Genomic DNA, 25,573 nt, shown 5'->3' on the forward strand with positions numbered 1-25,573 from the left:
GCGTTTCTTATCTGCACCAGGCTGTAAATGGGTGTATAAGCAGTTATTCATGTATGCAGTTGCAGTTTGTGCGCTCAGGAGATTTGACTCGATTAACGGCCTTTTACACAACGGCGAGTAGTACGTGGGTTAATCGCGATTAGCCAGTGTGCCATTTGATACCAACTAGAATTTTTGACTGAAGTTCATTCGCATTAACCTGAAAGATTGGGCTGCTGTCATAGTTGAAATGCTGCTGCAAAAATGGATAAATTTTGCAGCGCAGGAGCTCTTAACCTTTATGTGTAAATGATGCAAAAGCCTAAAAATCACTAGCATTATTTTTCTAAAATAAAGCTGGCTTAAGAGAAATGACATGGCGGGGTAAATGGTGTTGCGCTAATGTTATGTGACACAACTGATATTTCTTGTTCAATATGACAATGAGTGTTGGTCAATAGTAATCCCTTGCTTTAAAGCGCTTTGCCCCCTATCTGACGCTGGAACCATAATAGGGGCGTTCAAGGGCAAGTTTATTGAGCACGGCCAAATTAACTAGTCGATATTTTCCCATTTTGAAGGCTGGGAGATAACCTCTGTTAATCCAACCGCTTACGGTTTCTTCACTCACGCCAACCAGATCTGCGAAGCGTTTTCTGGAGATAACAGGTATTGAAGGTAATTGACGAGTATCAAGTGCGTTGTCCATAATCGCGGAAGGCCTCAATTGAATATCATTGGGAATCATAACATATTCTATTGACTATTGGTTGTGTGAACAATAGTCAACGAGACAATAATTTATCCATATACATATGTCAATGCCCATTGGTGAGAAAGTTAGAAAAATCCGTGAAAGTCTTGGTTTCGGTCGCACTGAATTCAGTCGCCGTACAGGGATACCTAAAGACACTCTGATCGGGACGGAATTAGGTAGAAGAGAACCCAGGGCTGGAATCCTCATTGCTATTGCTAAGCAGTGGCCACAGTACGCTGCATTTTTGTTGATGGACGAAGGGGTAGTAGTGCAGCAAGAGATACCTCCTTATAAAGATGATGTACCTGATGCTGAAAGCTGAGCTTTAAGTTAGTGATACGCTGTGCGGTAATAACACCCGTAACGATACTTTTGTTATAGCGAAGTTGAAGCGGGTGTTTTATTAAATAGAAATAGTTTGTCTGCAGATTCATTAACCGCAACTACCGCAGGGTGGTTGGCGCGTTTTGGCACTGAGATTGCATAAAATTGTTGGGTAAATTCGTCGGTCTCCGCAATCTTGATCACACCGTATTCTTGTTCAATTTCGTGCGCGATAACGGATGAGGCCGTGAAAAAGCCTATGCCTGCCATACCAAATGCTTTCATCAGTGCGCTGTCATCAAACTCCCCGACAATATTAGGTGTGATGTGCTGCTCATTAAGCCAGCGCATGAGCTGCCGCTGAATCAGGCTGTCTTCTCCCATTACTAGCATGGGTGCTCTGTGCAAACGTTCAGGAAACTGCCCCGGATATTTCAATGCCAGCTCTGCCTTGGCAAAAAAGCTGGTGCCGCTTTCACCTAGCTTATAGCTAATGCCTGTGATGTTCACTTCGCTAGGCATGGGTCTATCAGCCAGCACGATATCTAGCTTATGAATGGCAAGCTGGGCCAGCAAGGTTTCAAAATTATCTTCGCGGCAAACAATACGTATGGGGTTTTCCAGCGACATGGCTGCGGAGAGTAAATGATAGGCAATCGATTTGGGTACAAACTCTGCAATGCCTACATTAAATACCCGTGGCCGCTTCTTGGGCTGGTGACGCAGGGTTTCCTCCAGCATGCTGCCAGTCTCAAAAATACTTTCGGCATAGGGCAGGGCAATGCGGCCTGAATCGGTAAGCTCCAGGCCTCTGCCAACGCGCTTAAATAAGGTAACGTTGAGTTCTGCCTCCAGCAGAGATATCTGCCCACTCAAGGTTTGCGGGGTGACGCCCAGTTGCTCGCTGGCCTTGACCAGGCTGCCAGCCTTTGCCACCGCCCAGAAATAACTTAGCTGTTTATAGTTCATATGAGTACCCTAGTGCCGCGTTATGCCATGATACTTCGGATTTATCGAAGTGTTTATCAGGGAATGTTATGTTTTTCTCTAGGTCTTAGTTTAGTAACATGTCAACTATTGCGGAATTGTAAGGTTTCGCTAACAAATATAACTACCTGGAGATAATCATGAAAAAGACACTATCTATTGCAGCTCTGGCTCTGATTGCAGCTTGGGCACCTCTGACACACGCTGACGAAAATGAAGCCTTGTTGAACAACCAAGTCCTGGCGGCTGCCAACATCAACCCTAACACTACTGCTGAAGGCCGTGTGTCAGAAGTTGAGGCGGTAGCATCTCACGAAGATGTGGTGAAGTCCCGTAACAACCGTCCTCACTTCAAGCACCACTTCAATACTAACCGTATTGATACCAGCGGTGTGAGTGCTGACCGTAACGCAGGCAAGAAGTTTGTATACGTAACGCACCCTAAGCACCACTTCAAGGTAAAGCGCTACGTTGGTGTTAACTAAGCTGACGTCAGCCTAACATTACAAACAAGGTTTGTGGCCGGTTGCAGCTGGCTACAAAACTGCAAACCCCAAACATAAATATATGTTTGGGGTTTTTTTATTGCCGTGAAGATTTAGCTAGGGTGATGCCGGGGTTGGAGCGGCTTCAGGAGTGATGCTTGTGCGCATTGTCACCAATGTGTGTTTCACCACGCTGGCGGGCCAAATTGATTTGTTTCTGCCGCTCAGTAATGCTGGCGCGCTTTTCTGCAGATAAAGAGTCATAGCAACGCGGGCAGGAGATGCCTTTAACATATTTGTCCGAGGCCATATCTTCTACTGACACAGGGTGGCGGCATGCATAGCATTGATCATAGTCACCCACTTCCAGGCCATGTTTGACTGCCACACGTTGATCAAACACAAAGCACTCACCCTCCCACAGGCTTTCTTCCTGAGGCACGGTTTCCAGATATTTCAGTATGCCACCCTGCAGGTGATATACCTCTTCAAAGCCTTGCTCCAGCATATAGGCGCTGGCTTTTTCGCAGCGTATGCCGCCAGTGCAGAACATGGCCACTTTTTTATTGCGCGCAGGGTTGAGGTTGTTGCGTACATATTCAGGAAACTCACGGAAGGTAGTGGTCTTGGGGTCTATGGCACCTTTGAATGTGCCGATTTCAAATTCGTAGTCATTGCGGGTATCAATCACCACGACATCCGGGTCTGAAATTACCGCATTCCAGTCTTCAGGCTTGACGTAGGTGCCCACGGTTTTATTGGGGTCTATGCCAGGCACGCCCAAGGTCACGATTTCCTTTTTCAGGCGCACTTTCATGCGGTAGAAGGGCAATTCGTCGGTGTAAGACTCTTTATGTTCCAGGTCAGCCAGGCGTGGGTCACGCCTTAAGTATTCCAGCAGGGTGTCTATGCCTGTGCGGGTGCCAGCCACCGTGCCATTGATGCCTTCTTCCGCCAGCAGCAAAGTGCCTTTAATGCCTTGAGCATTACACAGCGCCAATAAACCCGGTTGAAGCTGGGCGTAATCAGGGAGGCTGGCAAATTTGTATAAAGCGGCAACGACAATCTGGGTCACGGTGTTTTTCTCGCAATGGTAATCAAGGCTGGAAAGGATGTTTCACCAGCCAGAAAGCACAATATTTTAATCCAAATTCCCATAATTAACAGAGGGATATTTGTGTTGTTTATGTGCAACAAAGGCTAAATATTACTTGTAACAAGAAGAATTCTTATTTATATTCGCGGCTTTTAAGAATTTTTAAAGTTGTGTAAAGGAGAAATCGTGAAAAAAATTCTGCAAAATAAGCCAGGGCTGGCATTCAAGCCCGTGGTAACCGCCATGGCCTTGGTGTTTTCTGGTGCCAGCGTGGCCGCCGAAGATATTGTGACCTTGCCTGAAACCCAGGTACAGTCCAAAAAGGAAAATCCATATAAGGTTGAAAAGTCTGCCAACCAGAAATTCACAGCCACACTGAAAGACACCCCCAAATCCATCACCGTGGTAACGGAAGATGTGATCCGTGATACAGGTTCCAATACCTTCCAGGACGCATTGCGTACTGTACCTGGCATCACTTTTGGTTCTGGTGAAGGCGGTGGTTCGGCCATGACGGATCGTCCTTTCATTCGCGGTTTCGATTCCCAGAGCGCGATTTTTGTAGATGGGCTGCGGGATCTAGGTGCGCAAACGCGTGAAGTGTTTGCCATTGAGCAGATGGAAGTGCTTAAGGGCCCCAGTGGCGCATTTGATGGCCGTGGCTCTGCTGGTGGCAGCATCAATATCGTGACCAAGCGTGCCAAGGCTGATAATTTCACCTCCGGTTCTATTGGGGTAGGCACAGATAGCTATCGCCGTGCGACTTTCGATGGCAACTATATGTTGGGTGATGATGCGGCTATCCGTTTGGTAGGTATGGTGCATGATGCCGATACCCCGGGCCGTGACTCGGTGGATGTCAAGCGCTGGGGCTTTATGCCTTCCATTACCTTGGGTTTGAATGGCCCCACTTCTGCCAGCGTCAATTGGTACCACTTTGAGACCGATGACATGGCTGATCGCGGCCTGCCTTATGCTGACAACAGTGGTGTGCTGCACCACCGTCCTCTGAGTGTGAGCAAGGATAACTTCTACGGCTTCAAGGATAAGGATTACCAGAAGACTGATACTGATATCGGCACTTTGGAACTCAAGCATGCCTTCAATGATGATGTGGTGCTGCGCAATACATCCAGGTACGGCATCAGCAAGAACAAGTACGTTACTACCCGTGCGCTGGTACAGGCGGCTGGTGGTGCTTCTGGCTTGCTTAACCTCAACAACCAGGCGCGTTATACCAAGACTGAGTCTTTGGCTAACCTGACAGATCTTTCCGTTGCCTTTGCCACTGGTAGCATCAAGCACACAGTGAACGTTGGTTTTGAGTGGTCCAAGGTAGAAACCGATCAATTCACTGCGCTGACCAGCGGAACATTGTCTTCCCCGGTCAATATGTTTGATCCAGACCCCAGCAGGCCATCCAATCTGGATGTGAGCTTTGCTGGTACACCATCCAATACAACAACCAGCAGAAATCACTCGCTGTATGCATTTGATACGATAGAGCTGAATGAGAAGTGGCTGGTCAATGCGGGCGTACGTTACGACAAGTTCAAGATTGGTCGTGACTCTACTACCGCGGCTGACAATGCCTCGGCAGACCACACTATCTGGAACTACCAGTTGGGTGCGGTATATAAGGTTAACGAGCGTGGCAATGTTTACGTCTCCTATGGCACTTCCAGCACACCTGTGGGCTTGAACAATGGTGACGGCAACCAAGAAAATGGCTACCTCATCACAAGCACAACCGCAGATTTGCGCCCAGAACGTACCAAGAGCTTTGAAGTGGGTACCAAGTGGGACGTGCTTGATGGCTTATCGCTGACGGCTGCTGCCTTCTACACCGAGAAGTACGACGCACGTGTGCTGGTGGCTAATAACGTCTACGCCAATGCGGGTGAAGTCAAGGTCAAGGGTATTGAGTTGGGCGCTGCGGGTAAGATCACCAGCCAGTGGAATGTGTTTGCAGGTTATACCTATCTGGATACCGAGCAATCCAAGACTGGCCAGTTCGCAGGTGGAATGACCGACTTGGGTAGTGCAGCCAACAAGGGTAACGATTTGCCAGGGATTGCCAAGAACAGCGCCAGTGTCTGGACTACCTATAATGTGCTGCCTAAGCTGACTGTGGGTGGTGGGGCGTTCTATGTAGACAAGGTGTATGCCGATCCAGGTAACTCCTTGTACGTACCATCCTATGTACGTTGGGACGGTATGGCTTCCTATAAGATTGATGAGCGCGTCAGCATTCAGCTTAATCTGCAAAACCTGACCGACAAGCGCTACTTCAATCAGACTTACACGCGTCACTTTGCAACAGTAGCCCCAGGCCGCTTGGCATTTGTGTCGCTGAACTTCAAGTTCTAATGATCTAAAAGCGCAACTGCTACAGTTTTAGTGCAATATATCTCGCGTATTGACCCTATAGAGGTTTACCCTCTATAGGGTTTTTTTGCTGGATGGCAGGAGAAATAAAATGTTAATTGAAATACCTAATGTATTGAGCAAGGCACAAGTGCAGCAGTGCCGTGCCGCCATGGATCAGGCGGAATGGGTGGACGGCAACGTTACTTCCGGTGCGCAATCGGCATTGGCCAAAAACAATATGCAGCTGCCTGAAGGCTCGCCTGTGGCACGCCAGGTCGGGGATTTGATTCAGGATGCGCTAGGAGCTTTGCCTCTCTTTATATCTGCAGCCTTGCCTTACAAAGTGTTTCCACCTTTGTTCAATCGTTATGAGGGCGGGCAGGCCTTTGGCACCCATGTCGATAACGCCATTCGCCAACTGCGCGGTACCAGTTTCCGCATTCGTAGTGACTTATCGGCTACGCTGTTTTTCTCTGAGCCGGAAGATTATGACGGTGGTGTGCTGACCATAGAAGACACCTTTGGCAAGCAGGAAGTCAAATTACCAGCAGGTCATATGGTGTTATACCCCTCCAGCAGTTTGCATCACGTCACCCCGGTGACCCGTGGCGCGCGCGTATCTTCATTCTTCTGGTTGCAAAGCATGATCAGGGATGATGGGCAGCGAACCCTGTTGTTTCAGCTGGATAACAGCATCCAGGCCTTGACCGCAGAGCGTGGTGGCAAGGATGCCGAAGTGATACGCCTGACCGGGGTGTATCACAACCTGCTGCGCATGTGGGCTGATAGCTAGGCCACCCTGCACGCCTGTTGCAGGCTTGCCCTTACCATGCTTTCGTGACAGATGATGTTCGTCATCTGTCACTGACTTTCCTTAAGCCGTTCTGGCGCCCTGTTTCATCCCTGACTATCCCTCTGCCCGCTGTAATCCGCGCTCGAGACAGTTGCGCGTCTGTAATTGTCAACATCTCACAAGCAAGGCCTCTCAGCCAGTTAGCGCCGCGCCAAGCGGTCTTGAACGCCTAAGCACAATCTCATTAACCCTCATTGATCAGCCTCATTTGATTTGCGGTAACGCCCCATCAATCCTGATATGTCAAATTAAATCAATTTAATTGACAACATAAATTGACAATATAGTCAATTTTGAGGAAACTAATTTTGTCGAAAATTGACACGTCGCAAAATCAACATGAAAAAAATACGCCCCACTAGGTTCTAGATGCGGGCGATACATTGAGGAGAATGGTGATGATAAGGAGAGTGATGACACTATCCCCTTGCCTTACGGCAGCGGCAGTAGTGAATAAGTACGCAACATCTCGCAGTTTTCTGATTCCCATATTAACGACAGGCATGCTCTTGGCCACAAGCGCAGCACAGGCCTACGATCTGCAAACCAGCCCAACACTTTTGGGAAACATGGGCGGGCTACGCACTAGTCTCGGTGAACACGGTGTTGCGCTCAGTCTGAGCTATGTGAGTGAGGCAGCGCACAATTACAGCGGCGGCAAAAAAGAGCTGACCAGTTATACCGATCAATGGGCGCTTGGTACCACTGTCGATATGGACAAGTTGCTAGGGTGGAGCGGTGCCACATTTCAAATGACCATTACTGACCGTAATGGCAGCAACCTGGGTGCGGATGCCGGAATTGGCAATAATATGCTGATTCAGGAAGTCTATGGACGCGGCCAGACTACGCACATGACGCAATTCTGGCTGAATCAGGCCTTCTTGAATAACCAGGTGCAGTGGAAAATTGGTCGTATGACGGTGGGCGAGGACTTTGCCAGTTTCTCCTGTGACTTTCAGAACCTGACCTTCTGCGGCGCACAGCCTGGCAATCTGGTGGGTAGCTACTGGGTCAACTGGCCGACTAGCCAATGGGCCACCCGCCTGAAAGTCAATGCCGCTGAGGAAAGCTATGTGCAAGTGGGTGTGTATCAGGTTAACCCTATATATGTGGATGACCGTTATGCGCGGCACCACGGCTTATCCTTGGATAATCCCAACGGCACCACGGGTGTCTTGATCCCGGTGGAGTATGGCTGGCTGCCGACCTGGAACGGCCTGGCTGGGTCCTACAAGTTCGGAGGCTGGTACAACACCTCTGACGGCAAGGACTTGTATCAGGACAAAGACCGTGAGCCGCGCGGTTTGACTGGGCAGGCACCGCGCGAGCGTAATGGTCAGTATGGGCTGTATATTAACTTTCAACAGCAGATCAGTGGTACGGCAGGCGGTAGTGGCACCTCGGTGTTCCTGAACATATCTCAGGCGGATCGCGCGACTGCTGCACAAGACCATCAATTGGCGCTGGGCTTGCAAAACAAAGGGCCATTTGGACGCGAGCTTGATGTCATTGGTGTCGCTGTAGGTGCCACTCACAACAATGGGCGTTACGCCGCCTTTATGCGCCAGCAGGACGAGCGCTTGGGTAACCCCGCTAGCATCGTCGGGGATGGCTATGAATACGTGGTGGAAACCTATTACAGCTGGGCACCTATCCCCTCAATTTATCTGCGGCCCAACCTGCAATACATTAAAAATCCGGGCGGCGCGCGTGCAACGACAATGCCTTTGTCCTTGGCTTAAAATCCGGCATCACCTTTTGAGCGCACTGCGCTACCACTATAGGAGATTGACATGATTCCATTATTCCGCCGCTTGCTGCTCTGCGTGCTGACCTTATCTGCTGTGCTGATCACGGCCTCAACCGCCCATGCCAGCAAGGATGCCCCCGTGATTGGTTTTTCTATTGACGATTTGCGCGTTGAGCGCTGGACCCGTGACCGTGATTATTTTGTCCAGGCGGCCACAGCGCTGGGGGCCAAGGTCAACGTGCAATCCGCCAATGCCAATGAGTCGCGCCAGATAGCGCAAATCGAGAACCTGATCGCCGACGGCGTGGACGCGCTGGTGATTGTGCCGTTCAATTCCAAGGTGTTGGGCAATGCCATTGCCAAGGCCCGCCGCAACGGTATCAAGGTCATTTCCTATGACCGTCTGATTCTGGGGACGGCACTTGATGGCTATGTGTCCTTCGATAATTATAAAGTGGGCGAGATGCAGGCTCAGGGCGTGGTCAACGCCGTGCCCAAGGGCCGCTATTACCTGCTGGGAGGAGCCGCCACCGATAACAATTCACGCATTCTGCGTGAAGGGCAATTGAATGTGCTCAAACCCTTGGCTGCCAAGGGGGATATCACCATTGTCGGCGATCAGTGGACACCAGAGTGGGATCAGTCCAAGGCTCAGACCATTATTGAAAATGCCCTTAACGCCAACAACAATAATATCCAGGCCATTGTTGCCTCTAACGACAGCACGGCGGGCGGTGCCATTCAGGCGCTGACCAGCCAGAAGCTGGCTGGCAAGGTTGCCGTATCAGGGCAAGACGCAGATTTGGCTGGTGTACGCCGCGTTGCTGCTGGCACGCAGACAATGACCGTATACAAACCCATCAAGGTGATCGCCAAGTCTGCTGCTGAAATGGCCGTTGCGCTGGTGCAAGGCAAGACACCCGCCTTCAATACCAAACTCGATAACGGCAAAGGTCAGGTCAACACGCTGTTGCTGAAGCCCGTGATGGTGACCCGCGATAATCTGGATATCCTGGTCAAGGACGGTTTTTATACGGCCGATCAGATCGCTGGTAAATAAGCGGAAGGCACACCATGTTCTCGCAGCAGCCTTTGTTTGAGATGCGCGATATCGTCAAGGAATTCTCCGGCGTGCCTGCACTTTCGGGTATTAACCTCAGTGTGCGCCCTGGCGAATGCCTGGGGCTATGCGGCGAGAACGGTGCCGGAAAGTCGACCTTGATGAAAGTGCTGTCAGGGGTTTATCCCTATGACAGTTACTGTGGACAGATTCTTTGGGAAGGTGAGGAGCTCAGGTCGCGCTCGACCAGTGACAGCGAGCGCGCTGGCATTGTCATCCTGCATCAGGAGCTTATGCTGGTGCAGCAGTTGAGCGTTACCGAGAATATTTTTCTCGGTAATGAAATGCGGCTCTCCTGTGGCCGCATGAATTATCCGGCCATGCACCAGCGTGCAGCCGAATTGCTGGCACGGCTGAAACTCACCGACGTTAATGTGGCAGCGCCAGTGATGAACTACGGCAACGGCCATCAGCAGCTGTTCGAAATCGCCAGGGCCTTGGCGAAGGAAGCACGGCTGCTGATTTTTGATGAGCCGACTTCATCGCTCAGCGCCAAGGAAATCGAGGTCTTGCTGTCCATTATCGATGACCTCAAACGTGCTGGCGTCGCCTGTATCTACATCTCGCACAAGCTTGACGAGGTGATGCGTGTCTGCGACACCATTACCGTAATCCGCGATGGCAAGCATATCGCCACCCACCCGGTAGCGACCTTGGATGAAAATGGAATCATAGGCTTGATGGTGGGGCGCGCGCTGGAAGCGCGTTTCCCCCGCACCGAGCGCCAAGTCGGTGCCGTGGTGCTGGAAGCGCGGGATGTCAGCTGCTGGGATGTCACTAACCCACAGCGTAAACGTGTGGACAATGCTTCCTTGCAGGTGCGGGCGGGGGAGATTCTTGGCATAGCAGGTTTGGTCGGCGCCGGACGCACCGAGTTTATGTCAGCCATCTATGGGGCTTATGCTGGCCGCAGCGTTGGCGAAGTGTGGGTGGCGGGGCAGGTGGTGCACATTGCTTTTCCTGCCGATGCCATTGCACATGGCTTGTGTCTGGTGCCTGAGGATCGCAAGCGCCATGGCATTGTGCCGCAGATGAGCGTGGCCGAAAACATCACGCTGGCCAGTCTGTCTGACTACGCACGCATCGTGCGCGTGGATAGCGATTCAGAACTGGCAACGGTAGAGCGCGAGATTGCGCGTCTGCGCATCAAGACAGCCAGCCCTGGCTTGCCCGTCGCCAGCTTATCTGGCGGCAATCAGCAGAAAGTGGTGCTTTCTAAGATGGCATTGAAAACCCCCAAGGTATTGATTCTTGATGAGCCAACGCGTGGCGTGGACATTGGTGCCAAATACGACATCTACAAAATGATCTTCGACCTGGCTGATCGTGGCGTAGCATCATCATGGTGTCTTCAGAACTGCCTGAGATTCTCGGTATGAGCGATCGTGTGCTGGTGATGAATGCTGGCCGTATCACGGGCGATTTCCCTATTCAGGGCCTGACACAGGAACGTGTGCTTGCCGCTGCCCTTCACTCTGAACCAATGCAACATTTCTCCTGAGTGCTATATGACTAATATGAAGATTTCCTCCTCCGAACTGCGCCTATTGTTTGCGCGGCACAAGCTGTTGGCGATGTTGCTGGCCCTGGCTTTGATCTGGCTGTTTTTCTGGCATCAGACCAATGGCGGTTTCTTGCGCCCCAATAGTATTTCCAATTTGTTACTACAAATGTCCGTAACCGGCATGCTGGCTTGCGGCATGGTGCTGATCATCATCGCAGGCGAGATAGATTTATCAGTAGGGTCGCTACTCGGCTTGCTAGGCGGGCTGGTGGCCATCCTCACCGTGAATCTGGGCTGGAATACATGGCTGTCAGTGGCGGTAGTGCTGGCCGCAGGTGCCGCACTGGGCTTGATCAATGGTGCACTGACAACACGGCTGCGCGTGCCGTCGTTTATTGTCGGCTTGGGTGGCATGCTGGCCTATCGAGGTCTTTTGCAATTGAGTACCGATAGCGTGACCATTGCCCCGGTGCCAGACGATTTGGGTGCCATTGCCCAGGCATTTGTGCCGCCTGGCCTATCTTGGGGCATCGCCGTACTGATCATTGTACTGACTTGCTGTTTGACACTGGCACGCCGCCGTCGCCATCATAGGCTGGGTCTGAAAGTACCACCGCGCTGGATGGATGCATTGAAGGTTGGTGCCATCGGTGCGACGGCCATCGGCTTTGTGATGGTGCTGAACCAGGCTTACGGTGTGCCGCTACCCGTGTTGATACTATTGGCTCTGCTGGGTGTGTTTTCTTGGATCACCAATCAGACGGTGTTTGGTCGGCACATCTATGCGGTGGGTGGTAACGTAGAAGCCAGTCGATTGTCTGGCGTTAACGTCATGCGCGTCAAACTGCTGGTGTTCATGCTGATGGGGCTGATGTGCGCTTTTGCCGGGATTGTGACTACAGCGCGTGCGGCTGCAGGGTCGCCCTCCGCAGGCATAGGCGGCGAGCTGGATGCTATTGCCGCTTGTTTTATCGGTGGCACTTCCATGCGCGGCGGATCAGGTACGGTATATGGTGCGCTGATTGGCGCATTGGTTATGGCTAGCCTAGACAACGGCATGCAGCAGATGAATGTAGACACTTCCTGGCAGATGATAGTCAAGGGTGCCGTGCTGGTGCTGGCAGTGTGGATTGACGTGGCAACGAGATCCGAACGCACTTGATGCTGCCGTTTTTCCAAGCCTGTTATTGCGCAGCCTGTTAAGCGCCTGCAGGGTGTGTCACCACTTTCGGTGGATGAAGGGCAGCAGATGGTCAGGCTAAGCAAGTAGCCAGGCCAGCCAAGCCAGCGAACAGCACCAGCCAGCGGAGCAGGACTGTCTAAGCGCTACCCTGCAAATGGTTTTGCTGCAGGCGCTCTGCCATCTGCCGTAAGAAATTCATGGCAATGCGTGGCTCACCCAGCAGCAAGGTTTCAATGTTAGCTGCGCTTACCACCACCACCTTGGCCTCGTTGGAAAGCACAATAGCGTCTGCAACCCGTGGCGTCTGGGTCAGGAAAGCCATTTCACCAAAATAATCCCCGGGGTTGAGTTCACGCAGTAAATGGCTGCCCAGCATGAGGCGTATGCGGCCTGACACTAAAAAGTACAGGTCATGGCTGGCGTCATTCACCCTGAAGATATGTTCGCCACGTTGATACACTTTGCCATAGCGTTCCATCAGTTCGGCCAGATAGGTCTCCTTATCTGCAGGCATCTGATCAAACAAGCCGCGCAGCAGCAGTACATCTTTTTTGCGCATAGTTGAGATCAGCACCGTGCCAAACATAAATACAACAAAGGTGTAATACAGCCAGGCAATGGAAATAAACAGATTCTTCATGCCGCCAAACACCGCGCCATAAGCCGGGTTGGCAGACAGCACCAGGCTGAAAGCGGGACGCATGGCCAGCCATAACAGCGCGGTGATTAAGGAACCTATCAATATATGTGTGAGCCTGACCTTGACGGGGAACGACACCCGGAAGAACAGCGCAATCAATAAAGTGGTCAATCCAACAGAGGTGACAGAGTTAATGTATTTTGAGTGCGCGGCATGAGGCTCCAGGACATTTATTACCTTCTCAATCCCCAGGCCCAAGATGGTGAACAGGCAAAACAGTAACAGGATACCCACTACCCCGAGGATGTCCTTCACCTGGCGGCGCATGAAAGACGGCGCTTCCATTACGCTGGCAATGGTGTAGAAGGCCGAACGCAATGCACCTGCGAGGGGAATCGCAATCCAGAACATGGCAATGGTACCAAACAAGCCCCAGGCGGCTTTGTGCTGCGAGGCATTGTAAACCTCCACCATGATGCGATTGCTGAGCTTGGGCACCAGATTGCTGACCAGAATCGCCAGCTTGACGATGGCATAGTTGGATGAGACCACCAGGTGGCTCAGCACAAAGAACATCAGCAGGATAAGAGGAATCAGCGCAAACATCGCATAGAACGACAGCGAGGCTGATAAACCGAAGCCATTGTGCAGCTGGAAGCTATTTAAGGTTTCACGCAGCACAAAGAAGGGCGTGCTGTAGCGCTGCCTTGCATACACCCGCCTGGGCTTGCTGATGGCAGGGTGATCAGCAAGGGGCTTGCCCCTGAATAGATTGAAACCCAAATTCAAGCCCTCCTGCGGCTTTATGCTGTGATGGGCGATTGTCGCTTAAATTTCTCAGTTGCAGCAACCAAGGCCGCAACAGTGCCCGCTTCCATGCCTGAGTGCCCAGCATCCGCAATCATATGTAACTCAGCATGAGGCATGGCGGCTGCCAGTTGGTAGGCGGTAATCGGTGGGCACACCATATCGTAACGGCCCTGAACAATGACAGTGGGGATATGGGCCAGGGTTTTGGCTTTTTGCAGAAAATCGAGATCAGCAACAAAACACTGATTTTGAATATAGTGAATTTGTACGCGTGCTCTAGATAATTCCAGTGGGCCATTGGCTGGCTGGGTGCCAGGGGCGCCAGGCAGCAAAGTCATAATGCTGGATTCAAAGGCGTTCCAATGAATGGCGGCAGCTTCATTGATGCTGCTATCGCTGGAAAACACGCGTCTGGCAAACGCCAGCAAAGGTTCGCTCTGCTCTTCAGCGGGAAGGTAGTTGACCAGGGTTGCCCATTGCTCGGGGAAGAACAGTTCAATGTCACTCAGGAACCAGTTCAATTCCAATTTACGGCTTAAGAAGATGCCGCGCAGGATAAGCCCGGTCACCACTTGCGGGTGAGCCAGTGCGTAGCTCAGTGCCAGAGTGCTACCCCAGGAGCCGCCAAATACCAGCCAACGCTCAATGCCGAGGTGATGGCGCAGTTTTTCCAGGTCTGCCACCAAGTCTTGTGTTGTGTTTTCACGGATTTCGCCTTGCGGCTGGCTTCTACCGCAGCCGCGTTGATCTAGAAGAATGATGCGGTAATGCGCGGGATCAAAAAAGCGACGCTGACCGGGATTACAGCCGCTACCAGGGCCGCCATGCAGGAAAACAACAGGCTCACCATCAGGATTGCCGGATTGCTCAAAATAGATGCTGTGCAGTGCAGAGACCGGCAGCAGATCATCCATATAAGGCTTGATATCAGGGAATAAGGTAGCGGTCATGAGAATTCGATCCTGGTTTCGGGAAGTTCTTGTAGGGTGACTGGGAATTTATCTCACCAAAAAAGGGAGTTATTTAATTGTAAGTGAAATGTAACTAGAGTATTGCAAAACGTTTTGTTGTGAACTAAGATGCAGTCTACTCGCTTCCACAGTGAGTAAGAGGCAAAGTTCCGGATAACTGCAAGAGCCTGTAATTATAAATGGGTGGCGGTAAATGAGGGGCTTGGTCTTGTTAAACCCTTAGTAGTATCACTATGGAGATTTATAAAAATGGAGATGAGCAAAGTCAAGTTGGCTCTTGGCGTCGCATTCGGCATGACCATGGCACTGCCTATGGTTGCTTCTGCTGCTGCTGACCAAGAAGCTGCATTGAAGGATTCCAACAACTGGGTACACCCACGCGGCCAGCATAACAACCAAGGCTACAGCGCGCTGAACCAGATCAACAAGGGCAATGTTAAGAACGTTAAGGCTGCTTGGCAGTTCGCAACTGGTGTTAACCGCGGTCACGAAGGTTCCCCAGTTGTAGTTGGTAACATTCTGTACGTTCACACTGCTTTCCCTAACAACGTTTACGCTCTGGACCTGAACGACAATCAAAAGATTGTTTGGGCTTACTTCCCTAAGCAAGATCCATCCGTACAAGCTGTTCTCTGCTGCGATAACGTAAGCCGCGGTCTGGGTTATGGCGATGGCAAGATCTTCCTGCAACAGAACGACGGCGTTTTGGTCGCTCTTGATGCGAAGACTGGTGCTAAGGTTTGGGACGTTAAGGTTAACGATCCTAAGGTTGGCGCTACCAACACCAACGCTCCTCACGTAATCAAGGACAAGGTTCTGACTGGTTGCTCCGGTGCTGAATTCGGTGTTCGCTGCTTCCTGGCTGCGTTCAACCTGAAGGACGGCTCCCTGGCATGGAAGGCATACAGCACAGGTCCTGACTCCGAAGTTCTGATCGGCGCTGATTTCAACAAAGAAAACCCACACTACAGCTCCCTGTCTGTTTACGAAGACGTAAACGGCGGTAACAAAGAAGGCGGTTCCTTCAAGCTCTGCCTAAGGAAAAGCTGAAGTTCCCTGAAAAGGATCTGGGTGTTAAGACATGGCTGAAGCCACAAGCTGTTAAAGACGGCTGGCAACACGGCGGTGGCTCCACCTGGGGTTGGTGGCCATATGACCAGAAGAGCAACCTGGTCTACTACGGCACTGGTAACCCATCCGTTTGGAACCCAGATGTACGTCCTGGCGACAACAAGTGTCCATGACCATCTTCGCCCGTGACCTGGACACTGGTATCGCCAAGTGGGGTTATCAAATGACTCCTCACGATGAGTGGGATTATGACGGCATTAACGAAGTGATTCTGTTCGACAAGGGTGGCAAGACATACGCTTGGCACCATGACCGTAACGGTTTCGCTTACACCTTCGACGCAGCTAACGGTTCCATCATTGCTGCACAAAAGGTACACCCCTTCGTCAACTGGGCAACTGGTATTGACTTGAAGAGCGGCGTTCCTCAGAAGGATGGCAAGTACTCGACTCACCAAGACTACAACGCCAAGGGTATCTGCCCTGCAGCGCTGGGTACCAAGGATCAGCAGCCTGCTGCTTACTCCCCACGTACTGGTCTGATCTACTCCCCACTGAACCACGTGTGCATGACATACGAGCCAGTTGAGTCCAAGTACATTGCTGGTCAACCATGGGTTGGCGCTACTCTGACCATGTTTGCTGGTCCTGACGGTGTAATGGGTGGCTTCGCTGCTTATGACCCAATGACCAACAAGAGCAAGTGGTACAACAAGGAGAAGTTCTCCGCTTGGGGGGGTGTTCTGACTACTGCTTCTGATCTGGTGTTCTACGGCACTCTGGACCGTTGGTTCAAGGCTGTTGACGCTCAATCCGGTAAGGAACTCTGGAAGTTCCAAGTTGGTTCCGGTGTGATTGGTAATGCATTCACATACAGCCACAAGGGTAAGCAATACGTTGGCGTACTGTCCGGTATCGGCGGTTGGGCTGGCGTTGCGATGAACCTGGGTCTGGAAAACTCCACTGACGCGCTTGGCGCTGCTGGTGGTTACAAAGAACTGACCAAGTACAACGCTGCTCCTGGCGGCGGTGCACTGAACGTGTTCAGCCTGTAATCGACTGATTTAATGCAGAAGATTCAGAACTGACCATAGGTTAGTTGCTCTCAAGCACCCCGCCGTAAGGCGGGGTGCTTTTATCTTTGGTAGGCAAACAGTAATGCGATTGTTTATCAATGAGGAAGGAATGGTAATGCTTAAGACACTGAAAAAGATTTCACTCGTAGTAGCCCTAGCTGGTGTAAGTCATTTGGCCATGGCTGGTGCCGCAAATACGCTGGATGTAGATGGTGATGTTGGACGTGGTGGTTTACCTGTTCGGGAAGATAACCCGGATGAACTTAAAGTCTGTGCAGATTACGATAACTTGCCCTATTCGAATGGCAAGCAAGAAGGTTTTGAAAATAAAATCGCCGAATTGATCGCCAAAGATCTCGGCAAGACCCTGTCCTACCAGTTCTGGTACGACCGTATGGGTTTCATCAGGAACACTTTGAATGCACGTCGATGTGACGTCATTATTGGGACTGTGGCAGGCAACGACATGATGGCGACCTCCAAGCCCTATTACCGCTCTGGTTATGTATTCGTTTACCGCAAGGATAGCGGTTATAACATCACTGATTGGGATTCCCCTGACCTGCGCAAGGGTATCATCGGTGTAGTCGGTCAAACCCCGCCTTCACGCCCCTTGAATGACAAGGGCCTGCTGGGCAATTCGCGCCCGTATCGCATTCAGCGCGATCTCAACCTGCCACCTAGCTTTGTGATTGATGATCTGGTCAAGGGTGATATTGATGTAGCTATCCTTTGGGGCCCAATTGCAGGTTACTATGCCAAGCATGCCAGCATCCCTCTGGTAGTGGTGCCTGCGCCAGAGTATGAAAAGGAAAATATTCACGGCAAGGAATACTGGAATATTTCCTTGGGTGTACGCAAGCGTGATAAAGAACGTCTCGCCATGCTGCAAGAAGTGCTGGACCGTAGGAAAGATGACATCCTCAAGATTCTCGATGAATACGGTATCCCGCATGTACCTGTGGTTGAAGGTGATAGCGTAGAGAAAAAGAGAGAGAAAAAGGGCGATGTGATTCCTAAGTTTGAATAGGAATTTTTCATGAACCGGGTCAACGGCCCGGTGTCTTAACCGTTAATTGAAATGCAGGCTGGTGCATTTGCAATTGAATCAGTCGAAGTTAAATGTTTATAAAAGCAAGGAGAAAGTATGTTGAATCATGGAGTGATAAAAGCAACCTTGGCGGCCTCAGTTCTGGCCCTGGCTGGTTTGGCAATGTCTCAAGCCAACGCAGCCTGCAATCTGGTATCGACTAAGGACAACAGTCCTTTGAAGATCACGGTTGCTGATGATGACACCCCAGAAGCCAAGCAATTCCTGGCTACTTGTGTAAACCCTTACACAAAGCTGTACGCCACTGACCCAGCCAAGGCTAAGCAAGGTAAGGCCAAGTTCGGTCTGTATTCCTGCACCACCTGCCACGGCCCTAACGGTGATGGTCAAGTTGCTGTGCCTATTACCGATGACCGTTGGCAATATGCTAAGCACATCACCGACAAGGGTATGTTCGAAACCATCGCTGGTGGTTCCAACGGCGGTATGGCTACTTGGCACAAGCAAGTATCTGGTAACCCAGATCTGGTTTCCACCGACGAAATCCTGAAGATCATTGGCTTCCTGCGTAGCCAATACAAGGGCGGCGGTGACAAGCCATGGTTGGATGAAAAGCCACAATAAGTTAGCAGCTCTGGGAGCTTATGGCAGGAGTTTGCAGCACTAGTTGCCTGCATCACTGTTAATCCCTTGTTGCAAAGACGGCCATTGTTTTTCAATGGCCGTTTTTTTATGCGCGTCAGCGTGGCTTTAGGGGTAAAATCAGGCAAGTGGTTTTAGCGCAAATCGTCTATTCACGCCAATCTACAAAGACTAAGGTCTTGGCGAGACATAGAGTTTGATGGCTGTACTGATTTATTTTGTTTAGTCCTGGAAAGTGAAGTTATGCAATTGGAAACGCAAAACAATTCAGATTTGCATCATGTGGTGATTGTCGGGGGCGGTGCAGGTGGTCTGGAACTGGCTACCCGGCTCGGCGATAGTCTGGGGCGTCAGAAAAAAGCACATATCACCTTAATTGACCGTACCAGAACCCACGTCTGGAAGCCTTTGCTGCATGAAATTGCGGCAGGCAGCATGAATCCTGACAAGCATGAGCTGGAGTATATTGCCCAGGCTCATTGGCATCACTTCCATTTCCGCCTGGGCAGTATGGATGGCCTGGACAGGGGCAAGAAGGAAGTTTATGTCGCTCCCTACCATGATGAAGATGGTGTGGAGGTTATCCCCAGGCGTACATTCAAATACGATACCTTGATTATTGCCGTGGGTAGTACCACCAATGATTTCGGTATTGCTGGTGCGCGTGAACATTCAATTGCGCTGGATACCCAAGGCCAGGCTGAGCGCTTCCACAAGCGCCTGCATAACGCCTTGATTCGTGCCCAGACCCAGGCTGAGCCTATCCAGGCTGGGCAGCTGGAAGTGGTGATTGTGGGTGCTGGCGCTACGGGTGTTGAATTGGCTGCTGAGTTACACAACACCACTCGTGAAGTTGCCGCCTATGGTCTGGACAAGATTGACCCTGACAAAGACATCAAGATCTCGTTGATTGAAGCCAGTGATCGCGTGCTGCCAGCTTTGCCTGCCAAGCTATCGATGGCTGTCGATGTAGAGCTGCGCAAGCTGCGCGTGCACGTCTATGCTGGTGAGCGTGTAACTGAGGTTACGGGCAAGGGTGTGTATACGCATAGCGGCCGCTTTATTCCTTCTGCGTTGGTGGTGTGGGCGGCTGGTATCAAGGCGCCTGATTTCCTGCGTGGCCTTGATGGGCTGGAAGTGAATCGCATCAATCAGCTGGTGGTGAAGCGTACTTTGCAAACCAGCCTGGACGAAAATGTCTTCGCCTTTGGTGATTGTGCTGCTTGCCCATGGCCTGGTCATGATGAAAACGTGCCGCCGCGTGCACAGTCTGCGCACCAACAGGCATCCATGCTGGTGAAGACGGTCAAAGCGCGCGTGGCAGGCAAGGATAAGCTGCCAGAATATGTGTACCGCGATTACGGCTCTCTGGTGAATCTGGGCCGCTACTCCACGGTAGGCAGCCTGATGGGCTCACTTGCAGGCGGTAGCATGTACATTGAGGCTTGTTTGCACGCCTGATGTATCAATCGCTATATCAGATGCATTTGATGGCGCTACATGGCTTCTTTGCGGTGATGCTGCAGATATTGGCACGCATGATCACGCGTAGAACAGAAGCCAGGGTTAAGTTGCACTAAATACCCAGCGGCTTATGGCACACTAAGAAAAAACCCGGGATATCCCGGGTTTTTTATTGTATAAGCCTGCCGTAAAGCACAGGCCTGGCAAATGAGTGCGTAGTTAGTGGCGCTGAGCTTGCAGTGCGCTGATGATAATCAGGCCTTGATCTGCGCTTGATACAGCTTATAAATGCCCGCCATGCTCAGGCTGACAAACAGGCCAAAGGCGATGATGATGAGGTCAATATGAATCTCAGCCTTGAGCATCAAGGTATACAGGCTAATCAGTGCAGCAATGCCCAGGTTCTCATTGAAGTTTTGTACCGCAATCGAATGGCCAGCGCCAATTAAATGATGGCCTCGGTGCTGTAGCAAAGCATTGAGAGGCACAACCAAATAGCCACTCAGCGCACCTATGAACAGCAGCAGTATGCAAGCCACTATCCAATTGGTGATAAAGATCATGCTGATCACCAAGATGCCGACCACTATGCCTACAGGTAATACCTTCACCGAGTTTTCCAGCTTGATCATCTTGGCGGCGACGATGGAGCCTATGGCGATGCCTATGGCCACTACCACCATCATATAAGTGGATTGCTCCGGGGTGAAATTCAAGGCAAAAGCCGCCCAGGCCAGCACGACAAACCGCAGCGTAGCAGCTACCCCCCAGAACAAGGTTGTCACTGCCAGCGATACCTGCCCTTGGGTGTCCTTCCACAAAGCTTTGGTGGCAAGCCAGAAGTCTTTGATGAGGAATATCGGGTTCTTCTTAGATAGCTTGTGGTCTATAGGCACTTTGGGGATATAAATGTTGAATATCGCCGCAGAAAGATAAAGCACTGTGATGACTATCATGGCCAGCTGTATATCTTTGCCAGGCAGAATCGCGCCTATGACCGTGCCCAAGACGATGGCCATGACGGTGGAGCCTTCCATCCAGCCATTGGCTTTCACCAGCATTTCGGGCGGTAGATATTCAGTCAGGATGCCATATTTGGCTGGGGAATAAGCGGCAGCGCCAATACCGACAATGCCGTAAGCAAATAAAGGTGGCATGCCAAAGATCATGGAGGTGCTGCCAATGAACTTGATGGCATTGGAAACAAACATGACCCTGCCCTTGGGGAAGGCGTCGGCAAACGAGCCGACAAAGGGGGCCAGAATGATGTAGGAGATAACAAAGAACCACTGCAGCAGCGGGTCATGCCAGCTGGGTGCTTCCATGTCCCGTAATAAGGCAATCGCGGTAAATAGCAATGCGTTATCCGCTAGCGCAGAAAGGAACTGCGCTAGCAAAATGATATAAAAACCCGGATTCATCGCTGTATTATCGCACCTTATAGAGCGGGTGCCTTGATCCTGTCATAATTACTGGCCGCGCCAGATTGCGTCATTGTATTGATGGTTTATTACAAAATGTCCGCAGCAAAGTCTGCTAGCCTGGAACGTTCGCCCCTCACTAGTGTGACATGGCCGTTATGGCCCCAACCCTTGAATCTATCCACCACATACGTCAGGCCGGAGCTACCTTCAGTGAGGTAGGGCGTATCAATTTGCGCAATATTACCTAAACAAACGACTTTAGTCCCGGGTCCTGCACGTGTGATCAATGTTTTCATCTGCTTGGGCGTCAGGTTCTGAGCTTCGTCGATGATGAGGAACTTGTGTAGGAAAGTCCGGCCACGCATGAAGTTCAATGACTTGATCTTGATGCGGGTACGTATCAGGTCCTGCGTTGCAGCACGGCCCCAGTCCCCGGCCTCTTCGTCAGACTTGTTCAGCACATCGAGATTATCTTCTAGCGCCCCCATCCACGGCGCCATCTTTTCTTCTTCAGTGCCGGGGAGGAAACCAATATCCTCACCCACAGGCACCGTGACACGGGTCATGATAATTTCGCTGTAGATTTTCTTGTCCAGAGTCTGGGTCAGGGCAGAAGCCAGGGTGAGCAAGGTCTTGCCGGTGCCAGCCTGGCCCAGGAGTGAAACAAAGTCGACCTCAGGGTCCATCAGCAGGTTAAGCGCAAAGTTTTGCTCACGGTTACGCGCGGTAATGCCCCAGATATTATGCTTGGGCTGGGTGTAATCTTTCACCACTTCCAGCACTGCGCTATTGCCCTCAATAGAGCGGACGATGGCATGGAAGGGCTTTTCAAATTCGTAGTAGACAAACTCATTGACCAGGAAGCTTTTGCACAGCGGCCCGTTGATGCGGTAGAACATGCGCCCGGCATCCTGCCAGGACTCCATGGCCTTGCTATGCTTTTCCCAGAAATCGGCAGGCAATTCTTTCATGCCGCTGTAGAGCAGGTCGGTGTCTTCCAGTACTTTGTCGTTGAAGTAATCTTCTGCCGCAACGCCTATGGCTCTGGCCTTGATGCGGATGTTGATGTCCTTGCTGACCAGTACAACCTGGCGCTCGGGCTGGGATTTGTGCAGCTCCAGTACCACGCTGAGGATTTGATTATCAGCTTTGCTGCCTGCCAGCATGGGCAGCTCGGCAGTGACAGCAGCCGTTTGCAGGAACAATTTGCCGCTCACATGCTTGTTGCCATTGATGGAGAGGGGACAGCCTTGTTCCAGATGGCTGAGATTGGTGCCGACAATTTCTTCAAGATTACGGCTGGCCTGGCGCGCATTGCGCGCGACTTCGGTCATGCCTTTCTTGTTGTTATCCAACTCTTCCAGGGTCACCATGGGAAGGTAGATATCATGCTCTTCAAAACGGAACAGACTGGAAGGGTCGTGCATCAGCACATTGGTATCAAGAACGAACAGTTTGGTGTTTGCGGTACTCTTTCTGATCATCTGGCAGCCTTCTTGTCTAAAGAGATTGAATGAAATCGAGCACTTGCTGGGCGTGGCCATCCACTTTCACTTTACGCCACTCTTGTACTAGAACGCCGTCCTTGTTGATGACAAAGGTGCTGCGCTCTATGCCACGTACATCTTTACCATACATTTTCTTCTGCTTGATTACGTCGAATAACGTACAGGCTTTTTCCTCGGTATCGGCCAGTAATTCAAAGGGGAAGGTGAACTTGGCTTTGAAGTTTTCATGAGACTTGAGGCCATCGCGCGAGATGCCAACGATCTCGGCATTGGCAGCCTGGAACTGCGCATATAAATCGCGCAAATCCTTGCCTTGATTGGTACAGCCGGGAGTGTTGTCTTTGGGATAGAAGTAAATCACCAAAGTTTTGCCAATGTAATCGGAAAGCTTGAAAGTTTTTCCGCTTGTGGAAGGGAGTTCAAAATCAGCAATAACTTGGTTCAACATAATGGCTAGTGGACTTTAGACACTCCCATTGTTGTTAAAAACCCGGGAGAAGGCAAGCAGCTTCTGGCGACTTGCAGTAATTCGTCCTTAGTCCTGCAAATGGTGGCGTGGCAGCTGGATTTCAGTGGAAGTGCCACCCTTGAGCCTGGGGTTGAAGCGGATATTGCCGGATAGGGCTTCCATCACCTTGAATGCAAAGGGAATGCCCAGGCCAGTACCAAAGCGTTTGGTCGTAGGCCCTGGCTGATGGCATGCGGATCTGGGGTGAAAGGCATGCCTGGGCCTTCATCCAGAATGGCAAGCTCCAGGCTGTCGGTGAATGCGTGGCAACGGATGACCAGCGCGCTACCAGCAGGCGATGCCTCTGCTGCATTGAGCAAGACGTTGTAGAGTGCCTGTTCAAGCAGGTTTTCGTCGGTAAACATACTGTCGTCCAGCTCCAGCCATTCCGGCAGTTCTATAGTCAGTTGCTTCTCACGTATTTTTGGTTCCAGCGGGATCAAGGCACCCTTGAGAATGTGACTCAAGCTGGTAGGGGTAGGCTGGGGTTTGAGCGGATGCAAATAGGCGAGCAAGGCCCGTGTCCAGCGATCCAGCCTGTCCACAGTGCTGATAATTGCCACCAGAGAGTCACGCGTTTCTTGATCCAGGGCATCACTGTCTGCCACCTGGGCCGTCGCACGGATGCTGGCCAGGGGGTTGCGTATGTTGTGGGCCAGCATGGGCACCAGCAAGCCCAGCGCTGCTTGTTTCTCTGAGCGCACTAGGGCTTCCTGGCTGTGGTTCAACTCCTCTGCCATGGCATTAATGGCCAGGGACAGTGCAGCCAGTTCAGCCACACCTTCTTCCGGAGCCTTATGTCCCAGATTGCCCGCACTGATTTCACGCGTGGCGTGCAGCACGTTATGGATAGGGCGGACGATGGCGCGTTTAAGGAAAATCCGCGAAAACAGCAACAGCAGAATGGCCAGGCCAATCGGATCATCAGCAGGGTGATGGAGGTATGCTTGACGTCCTCCAGCCTGGAAGACAATTCATTTTGCTTGAGCAGCAACAGGCGCTCAGCCCGCGCGGAAATGATTTCGTATCTATGGAAAATGCCTGACTCCAGATGCGTGTTCAGGGCTTTTTCCAAGCTTTCATTATTGAAATCCTGTGGGCGGCTGAAGATATCCTGCGTTTCCACCACAAAGGCCTGGTAACTGGCATGCAACTCGGTAATCGCGGTTTTCTCTTCCTCATCCACGGTCAATTCCAAGAGTTTCTGGAAGTGCGCGTCTATGGAGTGGGTATAGACGTTGTATTCCTCCTGGGCTTGCGGGTCCTTGAGGAAGTACATATCGAACAATTCTTTCATCTGGCGATAGAGATCGCCACGGGTCTGCTGGATTTCCTGCACCATAAGGTTGATGCGCTGGGACTCTTGCGAGGATTGATCCCAGATGCGCATGCCAATCACGCCCGCCGTACCTGCCAAGATAACTAGCAGGATAAAGGTCAGTTCATGGATGAGCAGTACATCCTTGAGCGATTTGGCTTTGATGGTGGAGCTCAAGATTCTTCCAGCGTAAACGGTACTGGTACCAGCAAGATCAGGGTTCTGTTCTTGAGTACTTCTGGCGCGGGTGGCAGGGGCGAGGCCTTTTTCACCATGGTCATTGCCTGCTCATCCAGCACATTGTGACCACTGGATTGCTTTACCAGCGTTTGCACCACATTGCCCTGAGCATCACAGTGCACTTCCAGCAGCACTTCACCTTGCCAGCCGCGCATCTGCGCGATTTTGGGGTATTGCTTGTATTTGCCTATGGTTCTGGCCAATAGGCTGCTGTATTGGCTACGTGCGGCATCTATATCCTGCTGGCTGGGGCCAGGCGGGGGTGCTGGCGTGGGAGCGGGCGCTGGCGGTGCTACAGGGGCTGGTGCAGGCACGGGCGGCGCTACACTTTCCTTGGGTGCCACGCTGATGACTTCAGGGCTGGGCGTAGCCACTGCTTGTTCTTGAGGTTTGGCTACGGGTTCGGCAACCTTGGGTGCAGGTTTTGGCGGCTCCGGCCT

At 51.4% G+C, this 25,573-nt stretch carries 22 protein-coding genes and 2 pseudogenes; 13 read left to right on the forward strand and 11 right to left on the reverse strand.

All coding sequences use genetic code 11. The features are described 5' to 3' along the window. Positions 1–469: 469 nt before the first annotated feature. On the reverse strand, positions 470–727 hold the full coding sequence (locus tag JCM2850_RS20885; RefSeq protein ID WP_234406101.1) for a helix-turn-helix domain-containing protein: 258 nt from the start codon (positions 725–727) through the stop codon (positions 470–472). Positions 728–794: 67 nt separating this feature from the next. Here JCM2850_RS20885 and JCM2850_RS04915 point away from each other — a divergent pair, with 67 nt between their 5' ends. Then, on the forward strand, positions 795–1,058 hold the full coding sequence (locus JCM2850_RS04915) for a helix-turn-helix domain-containing protein (protein WP_025870178.1): 264 nt from the start codon (positions 795–797) through the stop codon (positions 1,056–1,058). 53 nt (positions 1,059–1,111) lie between these two features. On the opposite strand, the gene nhaR is transcribed toward JCM2850_RS04915, so the two are convergent. Further along, positions 1,112–2,029: a transcriptional activator NhaR gene (gene nhaR, locus JCM2850_RS04920; RefSeq protein WP_025870180.1), complete on the reverse strand. Its 918-nt coding sequence runs from the start codon at positions 2,027–2,029 to the stop codon at positions 1,112–1,114. A gap of 158 nt (positions 2,030–2,187) precedes the next feature. Between nhaR and JCM2850_RS04925 the strand changes: the two genes are divergently transcribed. Continuing rightward, positions 2,188–2,532, forward strand: a complete 345-nt coding sequence (locus JCM2850_RS04925; RefSeq protein WP_025870182.1) for a hypothetical protein — start codon at positions 2,188–2,190, stop codon at positions 2,530–2,532. A 145-nt stretch (positions 2,533–2,677) separates the two neighbouring features. Here the strand turns inward: JCM2850_RS04925 and trhO are convergent, their stop codons facing one another. Continuing rightward, the gene (trhO, locus tag JCM2850_RS04930) at positions 2,678–3,607 is read right to left on the reverse strand and encodes an oxygen-dependent tRNA uridine(34) hydroxylase TrhO (RefSeq protein WP_025870184.1); all 930 of its coding nucleotides are present in this window, start codon (positions 3,605–3,607) and stop codon (positions 2,678–2,680) included. Positions 3,608–3,814: 207 nt separating this feature from the next. Here trhO and JCM2850_RS04935 point away from each other — a divergent pair, with 207 nt between their 5' ends. The 7 genes from JCM2850_RS04935 (at position 3,815) to JCM2850_RS04960 (ending at position 12,390) form a co-directional block, all read left to right on the forward strand. Further along, complete coding sequence (locus JCM2850_RS04935; RefSeq protein ID WP_025870186.1) at positions 3,815–5,998, forward strand: TonB-dependent receptor; 2,184 nt, start codon at positions 3,815–3,817, stop codon at positions 5,996–5,998. A 109-nt stretch (positions 5,999–6,107) separates the two neighbouring features. Continuing rightward, positions 6,108–6,791, forward strand: coding sequence for a Fe2+-dependent dioxygenase (locus tag JCM2850_RS04940; RefSeq protein ID WP_025870187.1), 684 nt, complete (start codon positions 6,108–6,110; stop codon positions 6,789–6,791). 569 nt (positions 6,792–7,360) lie between these two features. Beyond that, on the forward strand, positions 7,361–8,596 hold the full coding sequence (locus JCM2850_RS17200; RefSeq protein ID WP_199898251.1) for a carbohydrate porin: 1,236 nt from the start codon (positions 7,361–7,363) through the stop codon (positions 8,594–8,596). Between the two features lie 51 nt (positions 8,597–8,647). Next, complete coding sequence (gene xylF, locus JCM2850_RS04950; RefSeq protein ID WP_025870189.1) at positions 8,648–9,664, forward strand: D-xylose ABC transporter substrate-binding protein; 1,017 nt, start codon at positions 8,648–8,650, stop codon at positions 9,662–9,664. A gap of 14 nt (positions 9,665–9,678) precedes the next feature. Then, positions 9,679–11,103 carry a xylose ABC transporter ATP-binding protein gene (locus JCM2850_RS17205; protein ID WP_199898252.1) on the forward strand — a complete coding sequence of 475 codons (1,425 nt, stop codon included), beginning with the start codon at positions 9,679–9,681 and terminating at the stop codon, positions 11,101–11,103. Beyond that, on the forward strand, positions 11,100–11,225 hold the full coding sequence (locus JCM2850_RS23350) for a hypothetical protein (RefSeq protein ID WP_267879243.1): 126 nt from the start codon (positions 11,100–11,102) through the stop codon (positions 11,223–11,225). The genes JCM2850_RS17205 and JCM2850_RS23350 overlap by 4 nt, the downstream gene beginning before the upstream one ends. Before the next feature lie 16 nt (positions 11,226–11,241). Beyond that, on the forward strand, positions 11,242–12,390 hold the full coding sequence (locus JCM2850_RS04960) for a sugar ABC transporter permease (protein ID WP_025870192.1): 1,149 nt from the start codon (positions 11,242–11,244) through the stop codon (positions 12,388–12,390). 157 nt (positions 12,391–12,547) lie between these two features. Here the strand turns inward: JCM2850_RS04960 and JCM2850_RS04965 are convergent, their stop codons facing one another. Together JCM2850_RS04965 and pip are read right to left on the reverse strand one after the other, a co-directional pair. Next, complete coding sequence (locus JCM2850_RS04965; protein ID WP_025870194.1) at positions 12,548–13,840, reverse strand: YhjD/YihY/BrkB family envelope integrity protein; 1,293 nt, start codon at positions 13,838–13,840, stop codon at positions 12,548–12,550. A 14-nt stretch (positions 13,841–13,854) separates the two neighbouring features. Further along, complete coding sequence (gene pip, locus JCM2850_RS04970; protein WP_025870196.1) at positions 13,855–14,811, reverse strand: prolyl aminopeptidase; 957 nt, start codon at positions 14,809–14,811, stop codon at positions 13,855–13,857. Between the two features lie 270 nt (positions 14,812–15,081). Here pip and JCM2850_RS17210 point away from each other — a divergent pair. The 4 genes and pseudogenes from JCM2850_RS17210 (at position 15,082) to JCM2850_RS17215 (ending at position 20,251) form a co-directional block, all read left to right on the forward strand. Next, positions 15,082–16,957 (forward strand): annotated as a pseudogene (locus JCM2850_RS17210) (methanol/ethanol family PQQ-dependent dehydrogenase). A 136-nt stretch (positions 16,958–17,093) separates the two neighbouring features. Further along, the gene (locus tag JCM2850_RS04980) at positions 17,094–18,008 is read left to right on the forward strand and encodes a substrate-binding domain-containing protein (RefSeq protein ID WP_025870198.1); all 915 of its coding nucleotides are present in this window, start codon (positions 17,094–17,096) and stop codon (positions 18,006–18,008) included. A 183-nt stretch (positions 18,009–18,191) separates the two neighbouring features. After that, a complete protein-coding gene (locus JCM2850_RS04985) occupies positions 18,192–18,653 on the forward strand; it encodes a c-type cytochrome (protein WP_234406102.1) in 462 nt (153 codons plus the stop codon). Between the two features lie 261 nt (positions 18,654–18,914). Then, a pseudogene (locus tag JCM2850_RS17215) lies at positions 18,915–20,251 on the forward strand (NAD(P)/FAD-dependent oxidoreductase). Between the two features lie 138 nt (positions 20,252–20,389). On the opposite strand, the gene lplT reads toward JCM2850_RS17215, so the two are convergent. The 6 genes from lplT to JCM2850_RS17225 form a co-directional block, all read right to left on the reverse strand. After that, positions 20,390–21,556, reverse strand: a complete 1,167-nt coding sequence (gene lplT, locus JCM2850_RS04995) for a lysophospholipid transporter LplT (RefSeq protein ID WP_025870201.1) — start codon at positions 21,554–21,556, stop codon at positions 20,390–20,392. An 89-nt stretch (positions 21,557–21,645) separates the two neighbouring features. Then, complete coding sequence (locus tag JCM2850_RS05000; RefSeq protein ID WP_025870203.1) at positions 21,646–23,043, reverse strand: PhoH family protein; 1,398 nt, start codon at positions 23,041–23,043, stop codon at positions 21,646–21,648. Between the two features lie 16 nt (positions 23,044–23,059). Next, entirely contained in the window at positions 23,060–23,515 is a 456-nt protein-coding gene (locus JCM2850_RS05005; RefSeq protein ID WP_025870204.1) for a peroxiredoxin, read from the reverse strand. A gap of 182 nt (positions 23,516–23,697) precedes the next feature. Further along, complete coding sequence (locus tag JCM2850_RS23795) at positions 23,698–24,417, reverse strand: histidine kinase dimerization/phospho-acceptor domain-containing protein (protein ID WP_369384840.1); 720 nt, start codon at positions 24,415–24,417, stop codon at positions 23,698–23,700. Then, positions 24,300–25,070: a CHASE3 domain-containing protein gene (locus JCM2850_RS23800; protein ID WP_369384825.1), complete on the reverse strand. Its 771-nt coding sequence runs from the start codon at positions 25,068–25,070 to the stop codon at positions 24,300–24,302. The genes JCM2850_RS23795 and JCM2850_RS23800 overlap by 118 nt, the downstream gene beginning before the upstream one ends. Next, positions 25,067–25,507 (reverse strand): energy transducer TonB, encoded by a 441-nt coding sequence (locus JCM2850_RS17225; RefSeq protein WP_051525281.1) that lies wholly within the window; start codon positions 25,505–25,507, stop codon positions 25,067–25,069. Before JCM2850_RS17225 ends, JCM2850_RS23800 begins: the two co-directional genes overlap by 4 nt. Positions 25,508–25,573 lie beyond the last annotated feature (66 nt).

Origin of the sequence: Methylobacillus glycogenes JCM 2850 (assembly GCF_000617925.1) — a bacterium.
In the GTDB taxonomy this organism is placed as follows: domain Bacteria; phylum Pseudomonadota; class Gammaproteobacteria; order Burkholderiales; family Methylophilaceae; genus Methylobacillus; species Methylobacillus glycogenes.